Source organism: Paenibacillus sp. Paensp38, assembly GCF_059491915.1.
The window spans coordinates 4,940,001-4,964,147 of the sequence record NZ_CP168516.1 but is presented as its reverse complement, the minus strand read 5'-3'; the positions used below and the strand labels follow the sequence as shown (position 1 = coordinate 4,964,147).

The window sequence follows — 24,147 nt, the reverse complement described above, 5'->3', positions numbered from 1 at the left end:
GAATGAGATGAATGACATGCAGTTATATGATTTAACAAATGCGCAGAAGCGTATATGGTATACCGAATTACTCTACCCAGATACGTCAGTGTCACAGCTTTCCGGTACAGCTAAGATGAAGGGGCATATCCATATCGCTGCCTTCATGCAGTCTATTAATTTGATTATCAAACAGTATGATGCGTTCCGTATTCGTATTACCTCAGTGGATGGAGTGCCTCAACAGTATGTCGTTCCTTATGAAGAAAGACAGTTGGAGTGCCTGGATCTTTCCCACTATGAAAGTATATCTGAAGTGGAAGCCTTACTTGAGCAACACAAAAGCAAACCCTTGCCCCTGCTGGATTCTGAACTCTTCCAGTTTTTAATTGTGAAGATTAGCGAGGAAGAGTATTGGATTAATATCAAGATGCACCATATTATTTCTGACGGAATATCAATGGTGGTCTATGGCAATCAGCTAACAGCGTTTTACATGGAGTTAATTCAAGGAAATGAGCCGAAGCTGGGCGACGATTGCTCGTATATTGAATATATTGCAGATGAGAATGCATACGAACTTTCTGACAGATACCAGAAAGATAAGGCATACTGGCTGGATAAATTTTCTGATTTGCCTGAGCTTACGGGTTGGAAGTCATATAATCCATTGTCTTTAAGCACCCACGCTGTTCGGGAGCATTTTACTGTACCAGAAGTGCTGTATCACGAGCTGCAGGCATTTTGCCAACAGAACAGAATTTCCTTGTTCCAGTTCTTCATGGGTGCGATGTATATCTACATACACAAAATGACGAATCAGCCGGATGTGGTGATTGGAACTTCGTTCGCTAACCGGGGGAACAAAAAAGAGAAGCAAAAGATAGGTATGTTCGTCAGCACCGCTGCTGCCAGAACATACGTCGAAAAGGATATGGATGTGCTGAGCTTCGTGCAGGATGTAGCCAGAGATCAGATGTCAATCCTGCGGCATCAGAAATATCCATACAATCAGTTAATTCAGGATCTTAGAGAAATGCATGGCAACAAGGATATTCAGCGGCTTTTTGGCGTTTCAATGGAATATCGTCTTATCAATTGGGTTGATTTGGATGATGTGCGTATTTTGACAGATTATGATTTCTGCGGGGATGAAGTGAACGATTTCGTACTTCATATCGTAGAGATCCTGGATGAAGGCGAACTGGTACTGGATGTCGATTATCGGACGGAGCTGTTTGAACGCAGCGAAGTTAAGGACATGGTTTCCCAGTTGCTTACGATCGCCGAGCAGATCATTCATTCACCTCAGCTTTCTATCGCAGAGGTAAACTTATTGGGCGAACCCGAAGAGCAATCCATTTTGGCTCTTTCGGAAGGCGCTGCAGTCGATTATCCACGTGAGAAGACCATCCATGGCTTATTCGAAGAACAAGCCGAGCGCACGCCAGATCACGTAGCCGTTCAGATGGACGAGCAGAGCATTACATACCTAGCTCTAAACGAGCAGGCTAACCAGCTTGCGAGATATTTGCGCTCCGAGGGAGTAGGGGCAGATACGCTCGTAGGGATTATGGCTGACCGTTCCTTGGAGATGGTCATCGGGATGTTGGCCATTTTGAAAGCAGGGGGTGCCTATGTACCGATTGACCCCGATTATCCGGAAGAGCGTATCCATTATATGCTGGAGGATTCAGGTGTCCGTCTGTTGCTCACCCAAAGTCATCTGTGGGAGAGTACCACTTTTGACGGAAAGCTTGTGAGTCTGGACGATTCTGTAACGTATACAGGAGATGCCTCCAATCTGGAGAGCATTTCGGGACCAAACCATCTGGCCTATGTCATCTACACGTCGGGTACAACCGGCAAGCCGAAGGGCACGCTGATTGAGCACAAAAATGTAGTTCGACTGCTCTTTAACGATAAAAATTTATTTGATTTCACCTCTCAGGATACGTGGACGCTATTCCATTCGTTCTGCTTCGATTTCTCCGTTTGGGAGATGTACGGAGCGCTTCTTTATGGAGGGAAATTGGTGATTGTTCCATCTCTCACAGCCAAAAGCCCAGCAGCTTTCCTGGAGTTGTTGAAAGATAACCAAGTCACCATTTTAAATCAGACGCCGACGTATTTTTATCAGGTGCTACAGGAAGAACTAACGCACTCTTCGACAGAGCTTGGCCTTAGAAAAATCATTTTTGGTGGAGAGGCTTTAAGTCCATCTCTTCTGAGAAACTGGCGGGTCAAGTATCCTGATGTGCAGCTGATTAATATGTACGGAATTACGGAAACAACGGTCCATGTCACCTACAAGGAAATCACGGAACATGAGATTGAAGCGGGGAAAAGCAATATTGGCAGAACGATCCCCACACTTAGCGCTTACATTCTCGATGAGCAAAGACGCTTGCAGCCTGTTGGGGTTCCGGGAGAGCTATACATTGCGGGGGACGGTCTTGCCCGTGGGTATTTGAATCGGCCGGATTTGACGTCTGAGAAATTCGTTGAACATCCGTATCGGGCGGGAGAGCGGCTGTACCGAACGGGGGATCTTGCTCGTTGGTTGCCTGATGGCAATATTGAATATTTGGGGCGGATCGACCATCAGGTCAAAATTCGCGGCTATCGAATTGAGCTTGGCGAGGTAGAAGCCCAAATTCTCAAGGCTCCGAACGTACGGGAAACGATTGTCCTCGCACGGGAAGACGAACAGGGCCAAAAATTGCTGTGCGCCTACTATGTAGCCTCCAGTGACCTTTCGCCGGGGGAATTGCGGTCTCAGCTGGCGGCGGAACTCCCAGCTTACATGATTCCTTCTTATTTTGTCCGGCTGGAGCAAATGCCGCTTACGCCAAATGGCAAACTGGATCGCCGTGCGTTGCCGGCTCCTGAAAGCAGCGTACAATCCGGCGAGGCTTATTTGGCTCCGAGAACTGCTGTGGAAGCTCAGATGGTACTCATTTGGCAAGATATCTTGGGTGTTACCCGCGTTGGTGTCAGGGATAATTTCTTTGAAATTGGGGGTCACTCCTTGCGGGCAACCGTGCTCGTTTCACGGATTCACAAAGAATTGGGATGTAGCATTTCGCTGCGTGAGGTGTTTCAGTCACCTACAGTCGAATCCTTGGCGCAACTTGTGAAGAAACACATTCCAACCATGTACGAATCCATCCCACAGGCGGCGGAAAGCGAAGCTTACCCAGTGTCCTCAGCGCAAAAGCGGTTATACGTGCTGAGACAGATGGATGGGGGAGAGCTCAGCTACAATATGCCAGGGGTCTTCACGGTGGATGGACCGTTGGATCGCACGCGGCTGGAGTCTGCGTTCCAGGCACTGATCCAGCGCCATGAATCCCTGAGAACCGGCTTTTATATGCAGGATGGAGAGCTTGTTCAGCGTGTGCATAGGAATGTGCCGTTCGTGTTGAACTACACAGAGGCTTCGGTGGAGGAGACGGATACGCTCATTCACAGCTTTATTCGTGCCTTTGATCTGAGTCAGGCTCCATTACTGCGTGTTAGCTTGGTGAAGCTCCAGGAGGAGCGTCATCTGTTGCTGTTTGATATGCATCACATCATTTCAGATGGGGTTTCTATTCAAATATTGATAGAGGAACTTACTCATTTGTATCAAGGAGAACAGCTACCAGAGCTGCACATCCAGTACAAGGATTATGCCGTATGGCAACGGGAACAGTCAGAGAACCAATGGCAAGATCTTGAGAAATATTGGCTGCAAGCCTTTGAAGGAGAGTTGCCAGTATTGGATCTGCCTACAGACTTCCAACGACCTTCGGTTCGGAGCTTCGAGGGTAGTCGAATTGATTTTACATTGGATGAGTCTGGAAATAAGGCAATACAAGAGCTTGCGTCCCGTACAGGTACTACACTGTATATGGTATTGCTGGCCGCTTATTCGGTACTACTGCACAAATATACAGGACAGGAGGACATCGTCGTAGGTTCTCCAGTAGCCGGAAGGCCGCAGGCTGAGCTTGAGGGTATCATCGGAATGTTTGTCAACACACTGGCCTTGCGCAGCTACCCGGCAGGAGATAAAACCTTTCAGGATTATCTTCTGGAAATCAAGGAAACAGCGCTCAAGGCGTTTGAGCATCAGGATTACCCTTTTGAAAAATTGGTCGAAAAGCTGGGCGTAGGACGTGATGCCAGCCGCAATCCGCTCTTTGACACCCTATTGGTATTACAAAATACCGAGCAGGAAGAGCAGGAAATGGACGGAGTGCACTTTACTCCTTACTTGATGGACACCGTCACAGCCAAATTTGATCTGTCCCTCAATGTAGAGGAGAAGGGCTCAAAATTAGCCTTTGGCCTCGAGTATAGTACGGCTTTATATCGCCGTGAAAGTGTAGAGCGACTTGCAACGCACTTGCTCCGGATTCTGCACGCAGTCTCGGCCAATCCCCAGTTGCAACTGGCCGAGATAGAAATGATCACACCGGAGGAAAAAGTACAGATCGTTGAAGTATTTAACGCGACATCGGCTCCTTATCCAAGGGACAAGACCATTCATGAGCTGTTCGCAGAACAAGTCAAGCGTACACCAGAGCAAACGGCGCTTGTATTTGGAGATGTCCAGCTAACGTACCTTGAATTGGAAGACAAGGCGAGCCGATTGGCCCAAACACTGCGTCGTTTGGGAACGTTAAGGGAGCAGCCTGTGGCCGTGATGGGCGGACGAAGCATCGAAATGGTCATTGGTATGCTCGCGGTGCTTCAAGCGGGTGGAGCCTATGTGCCTATTGATCCTGATTACCCGGAAGATCGGGTGCGTTATATGCTTAATGATTCCGACGCCAAGCTATTATTGGTGCAAAAGAGCGAGCTTATAAATGTAGACTACGGTATACCGATTGTCGATCTTAGCAGTGAAGAGGCTTATGCAGCTGAACCTGCCCAGCCGGAGACTGCCCAAGGATCGCAGGGGCTTGCTTATGTCATCTATACATCGGGTACGACGGGTAGACCGAAGGGCGTTATGGTTGAACACCGGAACGTGGTTCGTCTGGTCAAAGAGACCAACTATGTGGAGCTGAATGAATCTACGCGGATTTTGCAAACGGGAGCAGTGGCCTTTGATGCTTCTACATTCGAGATATGGGGAGCTTTGCTTAACGGTGGACAGCTCTATTTCGTAGAGAATGACGACATTCTGATTGCCGATAGGCTCAAAGCAGCTATTGCCAAGTACGGGATTACGACATTGTGGCTTACTTCACCGCTTTTCAATCAGCTTTCCCTGCAGGATGAGTACCTGTTCAGAGGGCTCAAAGCATTACTAGTCGGCGGTGACGTACTGTCCATATCTCATATGAATCGTGTAATCGAGGCTAATCCTGATCTTGTCCCTATCAATTGCTATGGTCCGACAGAGAATACGACCTTCTCCACCACCTACGAGATTCCAGGTCGTGCCGAAGGGGTCGTACCGATTGGTCGCCCAATTAGTAATTCGACCGCTTATGTGGTCAATGGATCGCTGCAATTACAGCCTATTGGTGCTTGGGGTGAACTCATTGTCGGCGGTGAAGGTGTAGCGCGCGGATATCTCAATCGTCCTGATCTCACAGCAGAGAAATTTGTCCCTAGTCCTGTGAAGGACGGAGAACCCTGCTACAGAACTGGGGATTTGGTGCGCTGGCTTCCAGATGGGAATTTGGAGTTTAAAGGAAGAATTGATGAGCAGGTCAAAATACGTGGTTACCGCATCGAACTCCCTGAAATCGAGGCCCAACTGGCCAAGGTGGAGTCAGTAATCGACGCTGTAGTGGTCGTTCGCGCGGATGAGCTTGGAGAGAAGCAGCTTTGCGCTTATTATGTGGCGGATCGTACGCTCACGGCAGGCGAAGTACGTCTTTCCCTATCGCAGGTGCTTCCGGGCTATATGATTCCATCCTATTTTATTCAGATGGATCGTATGCCATTAACGTCAAACGGAAAAGTGGACCGCAGGTCTCTGCCGGCTCCGCAAGTAGGTGCGCATACAGGACGGAAGTATACAGCTCCTCGTACACCGGCCGAAGAAGCTTTGGCGTCTGTCTGGCAAGGGGTGCTGGGTGCCGAACAGGTGGGTATCCATGACAATTTCTTTGAATTGGGTGGAGATTCCATCAAGGCCATTCAGGTGTCGTCACGGTTACTGCAGGCCGGCTATCGGTTAGAGATGAAGCAACTGTTCAAATCGCCAACCATTGCCGAGCTAGGCGCGGAAATACAGACGGCTGTGCACATGGCTGAACAGGGAGTTGTGCGTGGAGCGACTCGCTTGACTCCAGTCCAACAGTGGTTCTTTGGCCGGAAGCAGGCAGAGCCTCATCACTTCAATCAAGCGGTTATGCTGTATCGTGAACAGGGATTTGAGGAAAAGGCCTTGCATCAGGTGCTGAGAAAACTTGCTGAGCATCATGACGCCCTTCGTATGGTTTTCCGTCAGACAGAGCATGGCTACGAAGCTTGGAATCGTGATCTTGAAGAAGGAGAGCTTTATAGCCTGTTCACCGTTGATTTACGGAGTGAATCCGATCCGACTGCAGCCATTGCATCGCTGTCGGATGACATTCAGCGCAGTATCCATCTGGCAGAAGGCCCGCTGCTGAAGTTAGGACTTTTCCATTGTCAGGATGGAGACCACCTTCTGATCGTGATCCACCATTTGGTGGTGGACGGAGTATCCTGGCGGATTTTGTTCGAGGACATCGCAGCAGGCTATGAGCAGGTGATTCAAGGCCAAGCACTGACACTCCCGCAGAAGACGGATTCCTTCCGTGACTGGGGTGACGCCCTTGCTCGTTATTCGGAAGGCCCTGAAATGGAGACTCATCGGGCGTATTGGAGAGAGCTGGAGGATCAGCCACTCGAACAGTTGCCGAAGGATGAGGCTGTGGAAAGCCTTCTTTTACAGGATAGCAAAGTAGTAACAGCACAATGGACTATAGAAGAAACCGACCAATTGTTGAGAAAGGCCCACCGTGCTTATCAAACAGAGACGAATGATCTGCTATTGACTGCTCTAGGCATGGCGATATCCAAGTGGTCTGGGATCGAAAAGGTTGCTGTGAATCTGGAAGGGCACGGTCGTGAGCCGATTATACCGAATATCGACATCACCCGTACCGTCGGCTGGTTTACAAGTCAATATCCGGTGATTTTAGACTTGGGGGATAACTCGGAAGTGGCCTCCTTGATCAAGTCTGTGAAAGAAGGGTTGCGCCGAATTCCGAACAAAGGTATTGGCTACGGGTTGCTCAAAACGGTGGCAAGTCAGTTGGATGAAGATAGCTTCAGCTTGCAACCTGAGATTTCTTTTAACTATCTGGGGCAATTTGATCAGGATTTGCAAGGAAGCTCATTGCAGATCTCTCCTTATCCGACCGGAAGCGCGCAAAGCTTGTTGGAGGAACCGGCCTATACGCTAGATATCAATGGCATGGTGACGGACGGAGCCCTGACTCTGACGATTACTTATAACGGAAAACAGTATAAGTCATCTACGATGGAACAGCTCGCTGGATATATTGAAGAAAGCCTGCGGGAGCTTCTTCAGCATTGCGTAACCCAAGAAAAAACCGTATTGACACCAAGCGACGTGCTTGCGAAAGGTCTAAGCATTGCCGACCTGGAGGAGCTTTCTAAGCAAACGAGCCACATTGGCGATATTGAGAATGTATATAGTCTGACGCCGATGCAGAAGGGCATGCTGTTCCATGATATGTTTGAGCCGCGTACAGGCGCTTATTTTGAGCAGGCTGCTTTTGACTTTAAAGGTAGCTTTGATCCGAACGCCTTCGGACACAGTCTGGATGCAGTGGTGGAGCGTCATGCCATCCTGCGCACGAACTTTTACAGCGGATGGGGCAGCGAGCCTTTGCAGGTTGTATTTCGGCACAGAGGCGCTAAATTGGTGTACGAAGACCTGCGGGAGATGAATGCATCGCAGCGTGAGGCTTACCTGAAGACATTTGGTGCTAAGGACAAAGCACGGGGCTTTAACCTGGCTGAAGACGAGCTTCTTCGTGTATCGATTTTACAAACAGATGAAGAGAGCTTCCGTCTCTTATGGAGCTTTCACCACATCGTCATGGATGGGTGGTGTGTTCCGTTAATTACGCAGGAGGTATTTGAACACTATTTTGCCCTTCTGGAAGGAAGAGAGCCGCAGCTGGCAGAGGTTCATCCGTACAGTCGATATATCGAATGGCTGGAACAGCAGGATGAAGCAGCTGCGTCCAACTATTGGAGCCGATATCTGGCCGGTTACGAGCAGCAGACGCTTTTACCTCAAGTCGGTGGAGCAAGTAAGGGAGAAGGCTATGTAGCAGAAAAGCTGAATTATCCTCTCAGCAAGGAATTAACTGAGCGCCTTGAAAAGGTGGCCAGGGATGCTCATGTCACGATGAACATATTGCTGCAGTCCCTCTGGGGCATTGCACTTCAACGCTATAACGGTAGCCGGGATGTCGTGTACGGAAGTGTAGTATCAGGCAGACCAGCAGAAATTCCGGGCATTGATCGGATGATTGGTTTGTTCATCAATACGATTCCTGTTCGTGTGAAGACAGAGGAGAATCTCCCCTTCACGGTTCTGATGAAGCAGCAGCAGGAACAATATATGGCTTCTCATATGTATGACACCTACCCGTTGTTTGAAATTCAGGCTCAGACGGATCAGAAGCAGGATCTCATCTCTCATATTATGGTGTTTGAGAATTATCCTGTGGAAGAGGAAGTAGAGCGTCTGGGTGGTGGCGAGGCTGCCTTTGAGATTGAGGAAGCGGAGCTTCTTGAACAAACGAATTACGATTTTAACTTAATTGTTCTACCGGGCAAAGAGATGAGATTGTTGTTCCAATACAATGCGCTCGTCTATGATCCAGCCACGATCGAGCAAATCAAGGGCCACTTGTTCCACCTGATGGAACAAATTGTGGAGAATCCTGCAATTTCCGTGGATGCTCTAGAATTAGTCACGCCGCAGGAGAAAGAACAGATTCTGAACGTATGGGGAAATACACCAGGCATTTACGAGCAATGTAACACGTTCCACGGGCTGTTGGAGGAACAGGCGGGACGAACGCCAGACGCGACTGCCCTTTTGTTTGGGGACGAGATGCTGACCTACGCCGAGCTCAATGCAAAAGCCAATGGACTGGCGAGAAGGCTCCGTACTCAGGGAATCAAGACGGGAGATCTGGTGGGACTGATTGCTGCACGGTCGCTCGAAATGATCGTTGCGATCTACGGCATTATGAAAGCCGGGGGTGCCTATGTTCCAATCGATCCAGAGTATCCGAAAGAACGAATCAGTTACATGCTTGAAGATTCCGGGGCGAAGCTGATCCTTACACAGGCCCATCTCTTGGAGCATCTCGGATGGACGGAAAATGTTTTGCTGCTGGATGAATCATCGACCTATGATGCCGACACCTCGAATTTGGAGGCTACTGCCGGCCCGGATGATCTGGCTTACGTGATCTACACTTCAGGTACGACGGGTCAGCCTAAGGGCGTATTAGTCGAGCATCGGGGACTACCCAATCTTTCGGACGTATACGGGACACACTTCGAAGTTACACCGCAGGATCGGATCGTTCAGTTTGCAAGCCTGTCGTTTGATGCATCGGTTTCGGAAATTTTAACGGCGCTGAGCCACGGGGCTGTTCTGTGCATCCCTTCTCCACAAGATATTTTAGATCATGCCCTGTTCGAGCAGTTCATGAACGATAAGGGGATTACGGTAGCGACTTTGCCACCCGCTTACGCTATCCACCTTGATCCAGAGCGTTTGCCAACACTGCGGTGCTTGCTAACCGCTGGATCGGCCGCATCGATCGAGTTGATCGAAGAGTGGAGGAAGCATGTACGTTACTCTAATGGCTATGGCCCAACAGAGGACTCCGTATGCACCACAATCTGGTCTGTCCCGGACAGTGAGGGAGCAACGGATATTGTATCTATTGGACGACCTATTGCTAACCATAGTGTGTACATCTTGGATGACCATTTTAGATTGCAACCTGTCGGTGTAGCTGGAGAGCTATGCATTTCGGGTATCGGGTTAGCGCGGGGGTATCATAACCAGCCTGAGTTAATGGACGAGAAGTTTGTGGACAATCCATTTGCTCCAGGAGAGCGTATGTATCGGACGGGTGACTTGGTTCGCTGGTTACCGAATGGAACCATCGAGTACTTAGGTCGAATAGATCACCAAGTCAAAATCCGCGGCTACCGTATCGAGCTAGGCGAGGTAGAAGCACAAATGCTCAGAGTGCCGTCCGTTCAGGAAGTCGTGGCCATGGCTGTAGAGGGCAATGATGGCTACAAAGATCTAGTCGCTTACTTCGTAGCCGCTCAGAAACTTGAGGTATCCGAACTTCGGGCCGTCCTGTCGGAGATGTTACCTGGATATATGATCCCTTCCCGCTTCATACAAATGGACGATATGCCTCTGACGTCGAACGGAAAAATCGATCGAAAAGCGCTGCAGGGCGAGCGTGGATGGGCAGTTGCTTCATCTGAGGCTCCAAAGACACCTGTAGAAATGCAATTAGCCCAAATCTGGCAAGAGGTGCTAGGTGTAGAGAATGCGGGAGTGAAGGATAATTTCTTCCATTTTGGAGGTCATTCACTGCGTGCAGCCCTGCTAGTCTCACGAATTCGCAAGGAAATGAATCGAGAGATTAGTCTGAGAGCAGTGTTCGAGTCTCCTACTATTGAAGGATTGGCCCGTGCTATTGAGGGCTATACACCGCTGAATTTCGAAGAAATTCCTACAGCGGGAGCGAGAGAGCATTATCCATTGTCCTCTGCCCAAAAACGACTGTTTATTCTAAGTCAGCTGGAAGGTGGAGAGCTGAGCTACAATATGCCAGGTATTCTTACCGTTGAGGGAGCTTTGGATCGGGAACGACTAGAGCAGGCATTCCGTCGTCTGATTCATCGTCATGGTTCGCTGCGTACTCGTTTTGTGACCGTGAACGGTGAACCTGTACAGCAGCTCCTGACGGATGTTCCGTTTGCTGTGGAATATGCGGAGTTGAGCGAGGAAGAGGCAGGAGCTACCCTTCAGCAGTTCGTCCGTCCTTTTGATCTGGGTGTAGCTCCATTGCTGCGGGTCGGCCTTATTCGAATTGCACATGAGCGCCATTTACTATTGTTTGACATGCACCATATTGTCTCAGATGGGGTTTCTATGAATATTCTCATAGAAGAGTTTCTCCGCTTCTACCAAGAGGAGGACGTACTTCCTGAGCTACAGATCCAGTACACAGACTATGCGGTATGGCAGCAAGAGCAGCTCGGAAGCGAGCGTCTTAAGGCCCAGGAGGCTTACTGGCTGGATGCTTTCCGCGGAAGCTTGCCAGTGCTGGATTTGCCAGGAGATGAAGTTCGTCCTGCGGTGCGAAGCTTTGCGGGCGATCGAATCGACTTCCAAATTGATTCTTCTCTGAGTGCTTCACTTCAGGAGCTGGCTACCCGAACGGGTTCCACTCTGTTCATGGTACTGCTGGCAGCCTATACAGCGCTCTTGCACAAGTACACAGGTCAGGAAGATGTCATCGTCGGTTCACCTGTGGCAGGAAGATCCCATGCGACACTCGAAGGCCTCATCGGTATGTTCGTCGGCACAGTGGCACTTCGTACTTATCCAGAAGGAGAGAAGCCTTTCGAGGCTTATCTGCAGGAAGTGAGGGAAACAGCGCTGCGGGCCTATGAAAACCAGGATTACCCGTTCGAGGAGCTGGTAGAAAAGCTGGAGCTTCAGCGTGATTTGAGCCGTAACCCACTATTTGATACCATGTTTGTCCTGCAAAATATCGATCAGGGAGAACAAGAAATAGAAGGATTGCGCTTCACTCCTTACGATAATGTACATCCGGCTGCCAAGTTCGATCTTACGTTGACCGTGAGTGAAGAAGCAGACGGGGCATTGAACTGCACGCTTGAGTATGCGACTGCGATCTACAAGCAAGAGACTGCTGATCGGATGGCAGGCCACTTTGTACAGCTTATTCGGGAAGCCATCGCCAATCCGGCACTGCCGTTGTCATCCCTTGATATCGTGACACCTCAGGAAAAATCAAGGCTGATGAAAGCGCCGGACGAAGCCAAGGCAGATTATCCTCGTGACAAGACGATCCATGCGCTGTTCGAGGAGCAGGCCGCACGTACTCCGAATGCAGTGGCAGTCGTATGTGAAGATGCAACCCTGTCCTACATCGAGCTGAACGAGCGGGCCAATGGACTTGCCCGAACGCTGAGGGAACGTGGTTTGCAACCAGACGGTTTGGCTGGAATCATGGCGGATCGTTCCCTTGAAATGGTGGTCGGAATTTTAGCCATCTTGAAAGCAGGCGGGGCCTATGTCCCTGTAGATCCTGAATATCCAGAAGACCGCATTCGCTTTATGCTTGAGGATTCAGGAGCCAAGCTACTGCTGACACAAGCGCATCTGGAGCAACGGGTCTCCTTCGCCGGGGATATCGTAAGTCTGGACAAAACGGCTTCCTACAAGGAGGATGTCTCAAACCTGGAGTCTGCAGCCGGACCGGGGAATCTTGCCTACGTCATCTACACATCGGGTACGACAGGCAAGCCAAAGGGAACACTGATTGAGCATAAAAATGTAGTTCGCTTGCTCTTTAATGATAAAAATATGTTTGACTTTGGTCCTCAGGATACGTGGACACTGTTCCATTCATTCTGTTTTGACTTCTCTGTATGGGAAATGTACGGAGCATTGCTGAACGGAGGACGGTTGGTCATCGTTCCATCGCTTACCGCGAAGAGTCCAGATCGTTTCTTACAATTGCTTAAGGATCAGAAGGTCACCGTTTTGAACCAGACACCGACTTACTTCTACCAGTTGCTACAGGAAGAGCTCGGTCATCAGGCGGCAGAACTGAGCCTCCGTATGATTATCTTCGGTGGAGAGGCATTAGCTCCGGCCCTGCTCAAGGACTGGAGAACGAAGTATCCGCAAGTGCAGCTCATTAACATGTACGGCATTACCGAAACGACCGTGCATGTAACCTACAAGGAAATTACAGAGTTGGAAATTGAACAGGGCCGCAGCAATATCGGCACCACGATTCCGACGCTGCGAGCGTACATTTTGGATGAACAACGCCGTCCACAGCCGATTGGCATTCCAGGTGAACTCTATGTGGCGGGCGTAGGTCTGGCGCGAGGTTATCTGAACCGACCGGAATTGACGGAAGAGAAGTTTGTCGCTCATCCGTTCGAAGCAGGCGAGCGTATGTACCGCTCGGGTGACTTGGCACGCTGGTTGCCGGATGGCAGCATGGAGTATTTGGGACGGATTGACCATCAGGTAAAAATCCGTGGTTACCGTATTGAGCTAGGCGAAGTGGAAGCGAAGCTGCTCCATGCTCCGTCTGTAAGAGAGGCCGTTGTGCTCGCCCAAGAGGATGGAAGTGGACAAAAAGTGCTTGTCGGCTATTTCACAGCCGATCAGATGCTGACGGTAGGAGAGTTGAGAAAAGCCTTGGCTGCCGAACTGCCGGCTTATATGATTCCATCTTACTTTATGCAATTGGAACAGCTGCCTTTGACACCAAATGGCAAACTGGATCGCAAAGCGCTTCCGGCTCCGGAGGCCAATGTGCAGACTGGAGCGGTTTATGAACCGCCAAGGACGAAGGCTGAGGAAGCTTTGGCTTCCGTATGGCAAGGTGTGCTGGGAGCACAGCAGGTCGGCATCCACGATCATTTCTTCGACCTGGGTGGTGACTCCATCAAGGCGATTCAAGTGTCCTCGAGATTGTTCCAAGCTGGATATAAATTAGAGATGAAGGATCTCTTCAAATATCCGACAATTGCCGAGCTCAGCCCGTATCTTCAGGCAGCCGGACGTACAGCGGAACAGGGCGAAATTAAAGGTGCAGCAGAGTTAATGCCAATTCAGCGCTGGTTCTTTGAACGCCATACAGCGGAGCCGCACCATTATAATCATGCCGTCATGCTCTATCGGAAAGACGGCTTTGATGAGGCTGCACTCCGATTGACAATGGACCAAATTGCGATCCATCATGACGCGCTGCGCATGGTTTTCCGGCCTACAGAAGCTGGATACGCAGCTTGGAATCGGGGAACGGATGAAGGCGAGCTCTACACATTGGACATTGCTGATATGCGGCAGGCGGAAGACCAGACAGCTGCGGTTCAGGCCCAAGCCAATGCCATTCAGGCAAGCTTTGACTTGGAAGGTGGCCCACTGTTCAAGCTAGGCCTGTTCCATTGTGAAGATGGCGATCATTTGTTGATTGTCATTCATCACCTCTTGGTTGACGGTGTGTCCTGGCGCATCCTGTTTGAAGACATTGCAACAGGATACGAGCAGGCGTTGAATGGACAAACGATTGTTCTTCCGCAAAAGACCGATTCGTATCTTGTATGGTCCGAGCAAGCGGCGAAGTATGCAGCAGGTCCTGCCCTGGACGAGGAGCGTTCATACTGGCAGCAGATTGAGGAGACGCTTCTGGCTCCACTGCCCAAGGATAAGGATCAGGAGCCAGGCACCGTTCGGGATACCGAGTCGGTTACGGTAACGTGGTCTGCTGAAGAAACAGAGCTGCTGTTGCGACAAGCAAACCGGGCTTATCATACGGAGACGAATGATTTACTCTTGACTGCTCTGGGAGCAGCTATTCAGCGCTGGACAGGCATGGAGCAGGTTCTGGTTAACCTTGAAGGACATGGACGGGAAATGATCATACCAGATCTGGATATTACCCGTACCGTGGGCTGGTTCACAACTCAGTACCCTGTTCTGCTGAACCTGCAAGATGGGCAGGAAGTATCTACCCGGATCAAGCGCATCAAGGAGAATTTGCGAGAGGTTCCGCACAAAGGTATCGGCTACGGTCTGCTGAAATATATGGCACCGGAAAAAGACACTCGATTCAGCGTAGAACCAGAAGTTTCCTTCAACTACCTTGGACAGTTTGACCAGGATTTGGAGGGGAATGCTCTTAGCTTGTCTACACATTCAGTCGGTAAGGCGCTCAGCGATCTCACACCACAGCAATATGCTCTGGATGTGAATGGCATGATTGCTGAAGGACAGCTATCACTGACGATTACGTACAGCAACAGGCAGTATCGTAACGAGACGGTGAGTCATTTTGCTGAATTATTACAGTCAAGCCTTAGTGAGGTCATCCGGCATTGTGTAGCTCAGGAGTGTTCACAGCTTACACCTAGTGATGTTCTGTTCCAAGGATTAACATTGGAGCAGCTTGATCGACTTACGGCGCAGACGGCTCATATCGGAGAGATTGAGGATGTGTACAAGCTGACGGCAATGCAGAAGGGCATGCTGTTTCACAGCCTGCTGGAGCCGGATTCCTCTTCATACTTCGAACAGGCAACGTTTGAGATGCGTGGCAGCTTCGATGTAGATATCTTCTTCGAGAGCTTCCAGGCTTTGGTGCAACGACATGCCATACTACGTACCGGCTTTTACAACAACATTGCGGATGTACCGCTGCAAGTTGTCTTTAAGCAACGGTTAATCCCTCTGCACTACGTAGATTTGCGCGACGCATCTATGCAGGAACAAGAAGCCCGGATCAAGGCTTATATTGCTGAAGATATGGTTAAGGGGTTCAGCTTGTCAGATGATCCGCTGATGCGAGTGACCGTCTTGCAGAAGGATCAAAGCTGTCTTGTATTGTGGAGCTTCCACCATATTGTTATGGATGGCTGGTGTATCCCGATCATTACACAGGAGCTGTTCGATTATTATTCTGCCAAGAAACAGCAATTACAGCCTGTCCTGCCGCCAGCTCAGCCCTATAGCCGTTATATCGAGTGGCTTGATGCACAGGATGATCAAGAAGCTTCAACATATTGGAGCCAATATCTCGAAGATTATGACGGGAATACCGTATTGCCGGAAGGTAAAACGAAATCTCAAGCCAAAGAAGCGGGCTATGTCCTAAAAGAGCATGTTCTCCATCTGGGTGCATCTTTGACCGGTAAAATGGATGTTGTCGCGAAGCGCAATCACGTGACCGTCAACACACTCATGCAGACAGCTTGGGGACTGATTCTTCAACGTTATAATGCCAGCTCGGATGTCGTTTTCGGCGGCGTTGTGTCGGGTAGACCGGCTGAGATTGCAGGGATCGAGAATATGGTGGGTCTGTTTATTAATACAGTACCTATCCGTGTACAGTCATCCAAAGACGAGGCTTTCGTCGAGGTAATGAAACGTACACAGGCACAATCATTGGCTGGTCGTGTCTACGATACCTATCCACTGTATGAGATTCAGGGGAAAACAACCCAAAAGCAGGACCTGATTTCTCATATTATGATCTTTGAAAATTACCCGCTCGACGAACAGGTGGAGCAATCGGGTAATCAAACGGAGGACAATCTCGAAGTTGCCAACTTCACCATGTTTGAACAAACCAACTATGACTTTAACCTGGTTGTGATTCCAGGCGAAGACATTAAGGTCTGCATTCGCTACAATGCTTCGGTCTACGAGCAAGAAAGCATTGTGCGAATCGGAGGACATTTATTGCAAATGCTCGATCAGGTAGCTACTCATCCGCAAGCGACGATACAGGAACTGGAGATTGTAACATCTGAGGAACGGACAAACCTGCTTGACTGGGGTGGCAAGGCTCATGTCTACCCAAGTGATCAGGGCCTGCATACCTTGTTTGAGGAACAGGTGGCCCGTACGCCGGATAAGATCGCGGCAATAAGCGGCGACATCCAGATCACATATCGGGAGCTGAACGAGCAGGCGAACAGACTAGCTTCCACCTTGATAGCCCAAGGACTACGGAGTGAACAAGTAGTGGGGCTGTTGGCGGATCGGTCAGTGGAACTGCTGGTTGCCATCATGGGGGTACTCAAAGCGGGCGGAGCCTATGTACCGATTGATCCTGAATATCCGCAGGAGCGGATTCAGTATATTCTGAAGGACTCTGGCGCTGAGATTCTGCTCACACAGAGCCACCTGACGAAACTAGCGGCCTTTGAGGGAATGGTTATGGAATTGGATGCCCCGCACATCTACGGAGCTGGAGTGAATAATCCTAATATTCCTGTGAGAGGAAACGATTTGGTGTATCTAATCTATACTTCGGGTACAACAGGAAATCCGAAGGGAACCATGATTAACCATAAAGGAATCGTGAACTACATCTGGTGGGCCAATAAAGTCTATTGTGCAGGGCAACCAACGGACTTCCCGCTGTATTCGTCCATTTCGTTTGACTTGACGATGACATCAATGTTTACTCCGTTAATAAATGGAGGAATAGTACGGATTTATGATGGTATAGATAAAGCGGAGGTTGTTCAGCATATTTTGCGCGAAAATGCGGTGGATATTCTCAAGCTGACGCCGACGCATCTCAGTCTGATTAAAGATATGACCATCCCGGTAGAGAGTCGCATTCAGCAGCTTATTGTGGGTGGAGAGAATCTGACCACACATTTGTCAAAAACGATTACCGACCTCTTTGGTGGCAATATCAAAATCTACAATGAATATGGACCAACCGAAACGGTCGTCGGCTGCATGATTCACCTGTACGATCCTGCGAAGGATACACGGGAATCCGTACCGATTGGTTTGCCGTCAGACAATATATACATTCATATCCTGGATGAACAGCTTCGTCTCGTACCGTTAGGTGTGGAGGGCGAAATGTACATCGCCGGGGACGGAGTAGCCCGTGGATACCTGAACCGTCCGGATCTTACCGCAGAAAAATTCATTAGGAATCCGTTCGCTGCGGAAGGAAATATGTATCGCACCGGAGATTTGGCTCGTCGCCTTCCTAATGGAGACATTGAGTACATTGGGCGTATTGACCATCAAGTCAAAATACGGGGCTATCGTATTGAGCTTGGTGAGATTGAGGCCAAGTTGCTGGATATGCCCCTTGTCGAGGAAGCTCTCGTTGTTGCGTGGGCAGACGCCAATGGACAGAAGTCTCTGTGTGCTTACTTTGTAGCGGATCGCGAAATGTCTGTCAGCGAGCTGAGAAACGAACTGTCTGCCGGACTGCCTGCATATATGATTCCGTCTTACTTCGTACAACTGGACGTGATGCCTCTGACACCGAATGGCAAACTGGATCGCAAGGCACTGCCTGAACCGAACTCGGGTATAAAGGCGGGAGCAGACTTTACCGCTCCGCGGACGGATGTGGAGAACATTTTGGCTTCAATCTGGCAAGGTGTACTTGGCGTGCCGCTTGTCGGCATTCATGATAATTTCTTTGAACTTGGAGGTGACTCGATCAAATCCATTCAAGTATCCTCAAGGCTTCTTCAAGCAGGCTACAAGCTTGAAATGAAGGATTTGTTCGGTTATCCGACAATTGCAGAGTTGGCGCAGCGCGTTAGTGTGGTCAGCCGAATTGCGGACCAAAGCGAGGTACACGGATCGGTAAGACTGGGACCTGCTCAGCACAGATTCTTCGATGAACAGTCAATGGATCTGCATCACTTTAATCAGTCGGTCATGTTGTACCGACGGGATGGCTTCAATACCGATGCGCTCGCCGAGGTTGTTCGGACAATTGCAGAGCATCATGATGCTTTACGACTGGTGTTCCGCCAAGGAGAGCAGGGATTGGAGGCCTGGAACCGGAGCGTAGGTGAGGGTGAACTCTATAGCCTCCAAATCCACGACCTGCGGGATGAGACAGACCCGGCTTCAGCAATAGAAGCGGGTGCGGAAGCCATTCAGCGCAGCATCTCTCTGGAGGATGGACCTCTCTTTAGACTGGGTCTGTTCCGCTGTGCGGAAGGCGAACATCTGTTGATCGTTATTCATCATCTGGCTGTGGATGGCGTATCCTGGCGTATCCTCTTTGAGGACCTGCAGGAAGGCTACGAGCAGGCAGCACGTGGAGAAGCAGTCAAGCTTCCGCAGAAGACGGATTCGTACCGTGCATGGGTTGAGGGAATCACACAATTTGCTAACAGCCCGGCGGCTGAACAAGAACTCAGCTATTGGGCAGAGGTAGAAGGAGATGGCTTTGTCCCTCTTCCCAAAGACAAGGTAGATGGCGCACTTCTCATCAAGGATAGCGAGGCTATCACGGTCAGATGGTCACCAGAAGAGACAGAGCAGTTCCTGAAAGAAGCGAACCGTACTTACAATACGGAGGTCAACGATCTGCTCCTGACAGCCCTTGGTATGGCTGTTCACGAGTGGACGGGAATCGAACGTGTAGGCATCCTTCTGGAGGGACATGGGCGGGAGCCTGTTGTACCGGAACTGGATATTACTCGCACAATAGGCTGGTTTACAAGTCAATACCCTGTCGCCCTTGAGATGGACGGGGAATTGGAGATCGGGGCCAGAATCAAGCATGTAAAGGAAGGCTTGCGTCGTATCCCGAACAAAGGTGTCGGATATGGGATTTTGAAATATTTAAGCGACAGTCCCGATACCTCCTCCTTCTCGGCTGAACCGGAGATTACGTTCAACTACTTGGGTCAGTTCGATCAGGATCTTGCAGGAGGGACGATGGAAGTATCGCCTTACTCCGTAGGACCTGAGGTCAGTGAGCAGATGGTGCAGCATCAGGCATTGAACATTAATGGACTGATTGCCGAAGGGCAGCTTCAACTCTCGGTCAGCTATAACCATCATCAGTTCCACGGGGAGTCCGTGGCTAAGTTTGTTGGCATTCTGAAGAACTGTCTTAGTGAAGTCATTGGACATTGCGTAAGTAAGGAAAGAACAGAACTAACACCAAGCGATGTACTCCTCAAAGATATCAGCTTGGAAAAGATTGAGGAGTTAGAAGAGCAGACACGGCATATCGGTAGTATTGAGAATATGTATAAACTGACGCCGATGCAAAAGGGGATGTTGTTCCACAGCTTGCTGGAGGCTCATTCAGAGGTCTACTTTGAGCAGGCCACATTTGAAATTCAGGGAGTGTTCTATCCTGAGGTTTTCAAACGCAGCTTACAGCAACTGATGAAACGGCATGCCATATTGAGAACGAATTTCCATGCTGGATGGGGCGATTTCCCTATACAGATTGTGTTCAAAGAAAGAGCATGCGATTTCGTATACGAGGATTTGCATGAGCTGGATTCCGCTGAAATAGAAGCGCGTCTTGCAGCTTATGTTGCCCAAGACAAAGCAAGAGGCTTTGATCTTGCGAATGAAGCCTTGCTGCGTGTTGCTATTCTACGTACTGCAAAAGAGCATTACCATCTGTTGTGGAGCTCTCATCACATCATTTTGGATGGCTGGTGTATGCCACTTGTGCTCCAGGAAGTGTTTGAAACATACGGAGCTCTACGTGAGCAAAGGGAACCTGAGCTTCCTGTAGCAGCATCGTACAGCCAGTACATTCAATGGTTGGAGAAACAAGGCGAGGAAGAGGCATCCTCTTACTGGAGAGGGTACCTGAAAGGCTACGAGCAGCAGACGAAGCTGCCACAAGCCATCACACAGCCATCGGCAAAAGCAGAGGCCTATGTGTCGGAGAAGCTGGTATTCACGTTGGATGCGGAACTGACCGATCGCCTGGAACAGGTGGCCAAACAACATCAGGTGACAATGAATACGCTGATGCAAGCAGCCTGGGGAATCGTGCTGCAGCGCTACAATAGAAGCCAGGATATCGTCTTCGGAAGTGTGGTATCGGGAAGACCTGCCGAGATTCCGGGTATCGAAAGCATGATCGGTCTCTTCATTAATACAGTTCCAGTTCGGGTTCAGGCCGAGGGAAGCGATACGTTCTCCCATGTGATGAAAAGACAGCAGGAATTATATTTGGCAGGACATGCTTATGATTCCTATCCGCTCTATGAGATTCAAGCACAGAGCGAACAAAAGCAAGATTTGATTTCTCATATTATGGTGTTCGAAAATTACCCGGTAGAAGAGCATCTGGAAGAGAAAATTGCCAGTGAAGAGGCTGAATACAAAATTACAGATGTTCAGATGTTTGAACAGACGAATTATGATTTTAACCTTATTGTGCTGCCGGGACGTAGTCTGGAGTTCTTGTATCGATATAATGCTCGCGTCTATAACCGGGAGAGCGTGGAACGGATTCAAGGACACTTGACGAGAATTCTGACAAGCGTATCTGTACAACCTGCTATCCGTATTGATGAGCTGGAACTGATCACGCCAGAAGAGAAATCACAAATAATAGAGGTGTGGGGAGATACAGTAGCTCCTTATCCGCGTGAGCAGACCCTCCACGGCATATTTGAGGAAAAAGCTGCGCTCACACCGGATCGTACAGCACTTGTTTACGGAGAAACGAAGCTTACCTATGGAGAACTTCATCAGCAGGCGAACCGTCTTGCACGTACACTGCGTGCCCAAGGGGTCAGACCGGACCAACCAGTTGGCATCATGGTCGAGCGCTCGCTTGAGATGATCATTGGTATCCATGCCATTCTAAAAGCTGGTGGGGCCTATGTACCGATTGATCCGGAGTTCCCAGAAGACCGTATTCGCCACATGCTGGAGGATTCGGGGGCGAAGCTTCTGCTGACGAAGAACCATCTTAAAGATCGGTTCCCGTTCACTGGCACGATCCTGGCACTTGATGATCCGCAGGCGTACCATGAGGATAGCTCGAATCTGGAGCCAATTGCGGGGCCGGAGCATCTGGCGTATATCATTTACACGTCAGGTTCAACCGGCAAGCCGAAAGGTGTAATGATTGAACACCGCTCTGCCGTCCATACGCTGAGTCAGCTGGAAGCTGAATATCCGATGTTGGCAGGCGACCGTTTCCTGCTCAAAACGACATTCACCTTTGACTTCTCTGTGCCAGAGCTGTTCTGCTGGTTCTTTGGACAGGGGACTCTCGTGATCCTGCCACAAGGCGTGGACAAAGACCCGATGGCACTGCTGGAGGCTGTGGATACGAACCGAATCACGCATCTTAATTTGGTGCCATCGATGCTCAGTGTGCTCGTTCAATACTTGAAAGAAAGCGGCACCCAAGGATTCCTTACTCTGAAATACCTGTTTGCCTGCGGCGAGACGCTGCCTGCCAAACTTGTAGAAGAGTACTATAAAGTATCTCCACACGCAGTACTGGAGAATATCTATGGTCCTACCGAAGCGGCCGTATATGCGACCCGATATACAACTAGCCCTGAGACTGCGGCTCTAACGCATGTGCCGATCGGCAAACCGTACGCTAACGTCCAAGTATGGATGATGGACAGCGCTTCTCAGGTATCACCTGTGGGGGTACCGGGAGAACTCTGCATTGCAGGCGAAGGGGTAGCGCGGGGGTATTTCAACCAGCCGGACCTGACGGCAGAGAAGTTCATTCCTCACCCGTACAAACCGGGAGCACGGATTTACCGAACGGGCGATTTGGCCCGATGGCTGCCAGACGGGAATATTGAGTATTTGGGACGGATCGATCACCAGGTAAAAATCCGGGGTTACCGCATTGAGCTGGGAGAAGTGGAGGCACAAATTCTGAGGGTGCCATCGGTGCAGGAAGCGGTTGTTCTAGCACTGGCTGACTCCAGCGGAAGTACTCAGCTTTGCGCATACTTTGTGGCCGAGGAAGGGCTCGCAGCGGGCGTATTACGCGAAGCACTGGGCAGCGAGCTGCCAAGCTATATGATTCCGTCTGCTTTCGTACAGCTCGCACAAATGCCGCTGAATCCGAATGGCAAATTGGATCGCAAAGCGCTACCGGCACCAGAAACCCTTCTGCGGAGCACAGCGGAGTATATCGCGCCACGTACGCAGACAGAAGTAGAGCTCGCTCAGATTTGGTCCGAGGTGCTCGGCGTACAGGAAATCGGGATCAGAGATCATTTCTTTGACCTTGGGGGCCATTCCCTGAAAGTATTGGGCTTGATCCAAAGGATCTCGTCTAATATGGGCGTCCATCTCCCACTCCAGGCCGTGTTTAATCTGCCAACTGTGGAAGAAATGGCGCATGAAATTTTCAAGCTGCAGGCAACAACTACTGCCGACGAACAAGAAATGGAAATTATCCACTTCCCAGGGAAAGGAACGCTTAAAGTATTTTGCTTCCCTCCTCGGGTAGGTCACTCTCTGGGGTACTATGAGATGGCCAAGGAGCTGGATGGGCTTTGCGAGGTGTACGGGATGGAATTTATCGGCGATCGTTTCCAGGGCCAAGATATGCTGGATCGATACATCGATGCCATCGTGAACATTCAAGCCGAGGGCCCATATGTATTCCTTGGATACTCACTTGGAGGAAATCTCGCCTTCGAGGTAGCTAAAGCTATGGAAAGCCGAGGCTACCATGTTGGTGACATTATTATGGTAGATGCTATGAGAAAGATGTCCAAGGATGAATCGACACCTGAGGAGCTTGAAGAGATTGTCGAGACGGTGCTGGATAGCATTAGGGAGCAGTACAAAGTATTCCTCGCCGATCCAGCCGACAGGGAGCGAGTCATGGACAAAATGTTGGTTTACTCCACCTACCGCGATGAGCTTATTAACGCAGGTGAAGTTCATGCGAATATCCATGCTCTGATTGCAGAGGATGATAGTATTGGTCCGGATACATCATTAGATAAATTGTTATGGCAAAAGGCGACGCATGGTCAATACAAAGAATACGAAGTCATCGGAACGCATGATGTGCTGCTTGATTCCGGTTTTGTCGGGGAAAATGCTAAAGTACTGAAACAAATACTTGGTAAAATTGCAGAAGCCTCATCTAAAAACAAGCCTATTCTGTCCTAAGATCAATCAACGAGAATAGTGTAGGGTAGCAAAGACGCCCGGATTCCTTTATATAGAAGGAACTCGGGCGTCTTTTGTTTTTTTATGCTGTCCTTAACATATAAAGTCCCTAATCATCTGTGTATGCTTTAGACATGGTTGACTGAAAATGACTGGTGTCGGTGATGAGTTCACGGATGACCTGGATGACAAGCTCCGGTTGATCATGGATGATCATATGCTCGCTCTTCTTGGCAACAATAAATTTGCTGTTTGTAGAGATGTTAAGCATCTCGCGCTGTCCCATTTGCCAGCTTTGTTCGATCTGATCATTTCCGCGCTTACTAATACCGAACTGAGTCAAATCTTGTTGAACGCCCCGGGCAATTACACGTACAGGGAGGTTGCCCAGATGCTGTCCCCGTATGGCA

Annotated in this window: 2 protein-coding genes (1 of these 2 cut by a window edge); one reads left to right on the top strand and one right to left on the bottom strand. The window is 49.7% G+C overall.

Translation table 11 applies throughout. The features are described 5' to 3' along the window. Positions 1-7 precede the first annotated feature (7 nt). A complete protein-coding gene (locus ACEN8J_RS21915) occupies positions 8-23,737 on the top strand; it encodes a non-ribosomal peptide synthase/polyketide synthase (protein ID WP_495593972.1) in 23,730 nt (7,909 codons plus the stop codon). A 109-nt stretch (positions 23,738-23,846) separates the two neighbouring features. On the opposite strand, the gene ACEN8J_RS21910 is transcribed toward ACEN8J_RS21915, so the two are convergent. Then, positions 23,847-24,147 carry the final stretch of an alpha/beta hydrolase gene (locus ACEN8J_RS21910; RefSeq protein WP_029514649.1) on the bottom strand. Its footprint extends 734 nt past the window's final position, so the window shows 301 of its 1,035 coding nt (coding positions 735-1,035); the start codon falls outside the window, past its right edge — the gene reads right to left on this strand; the stop codon is at positions 23,847-23,849.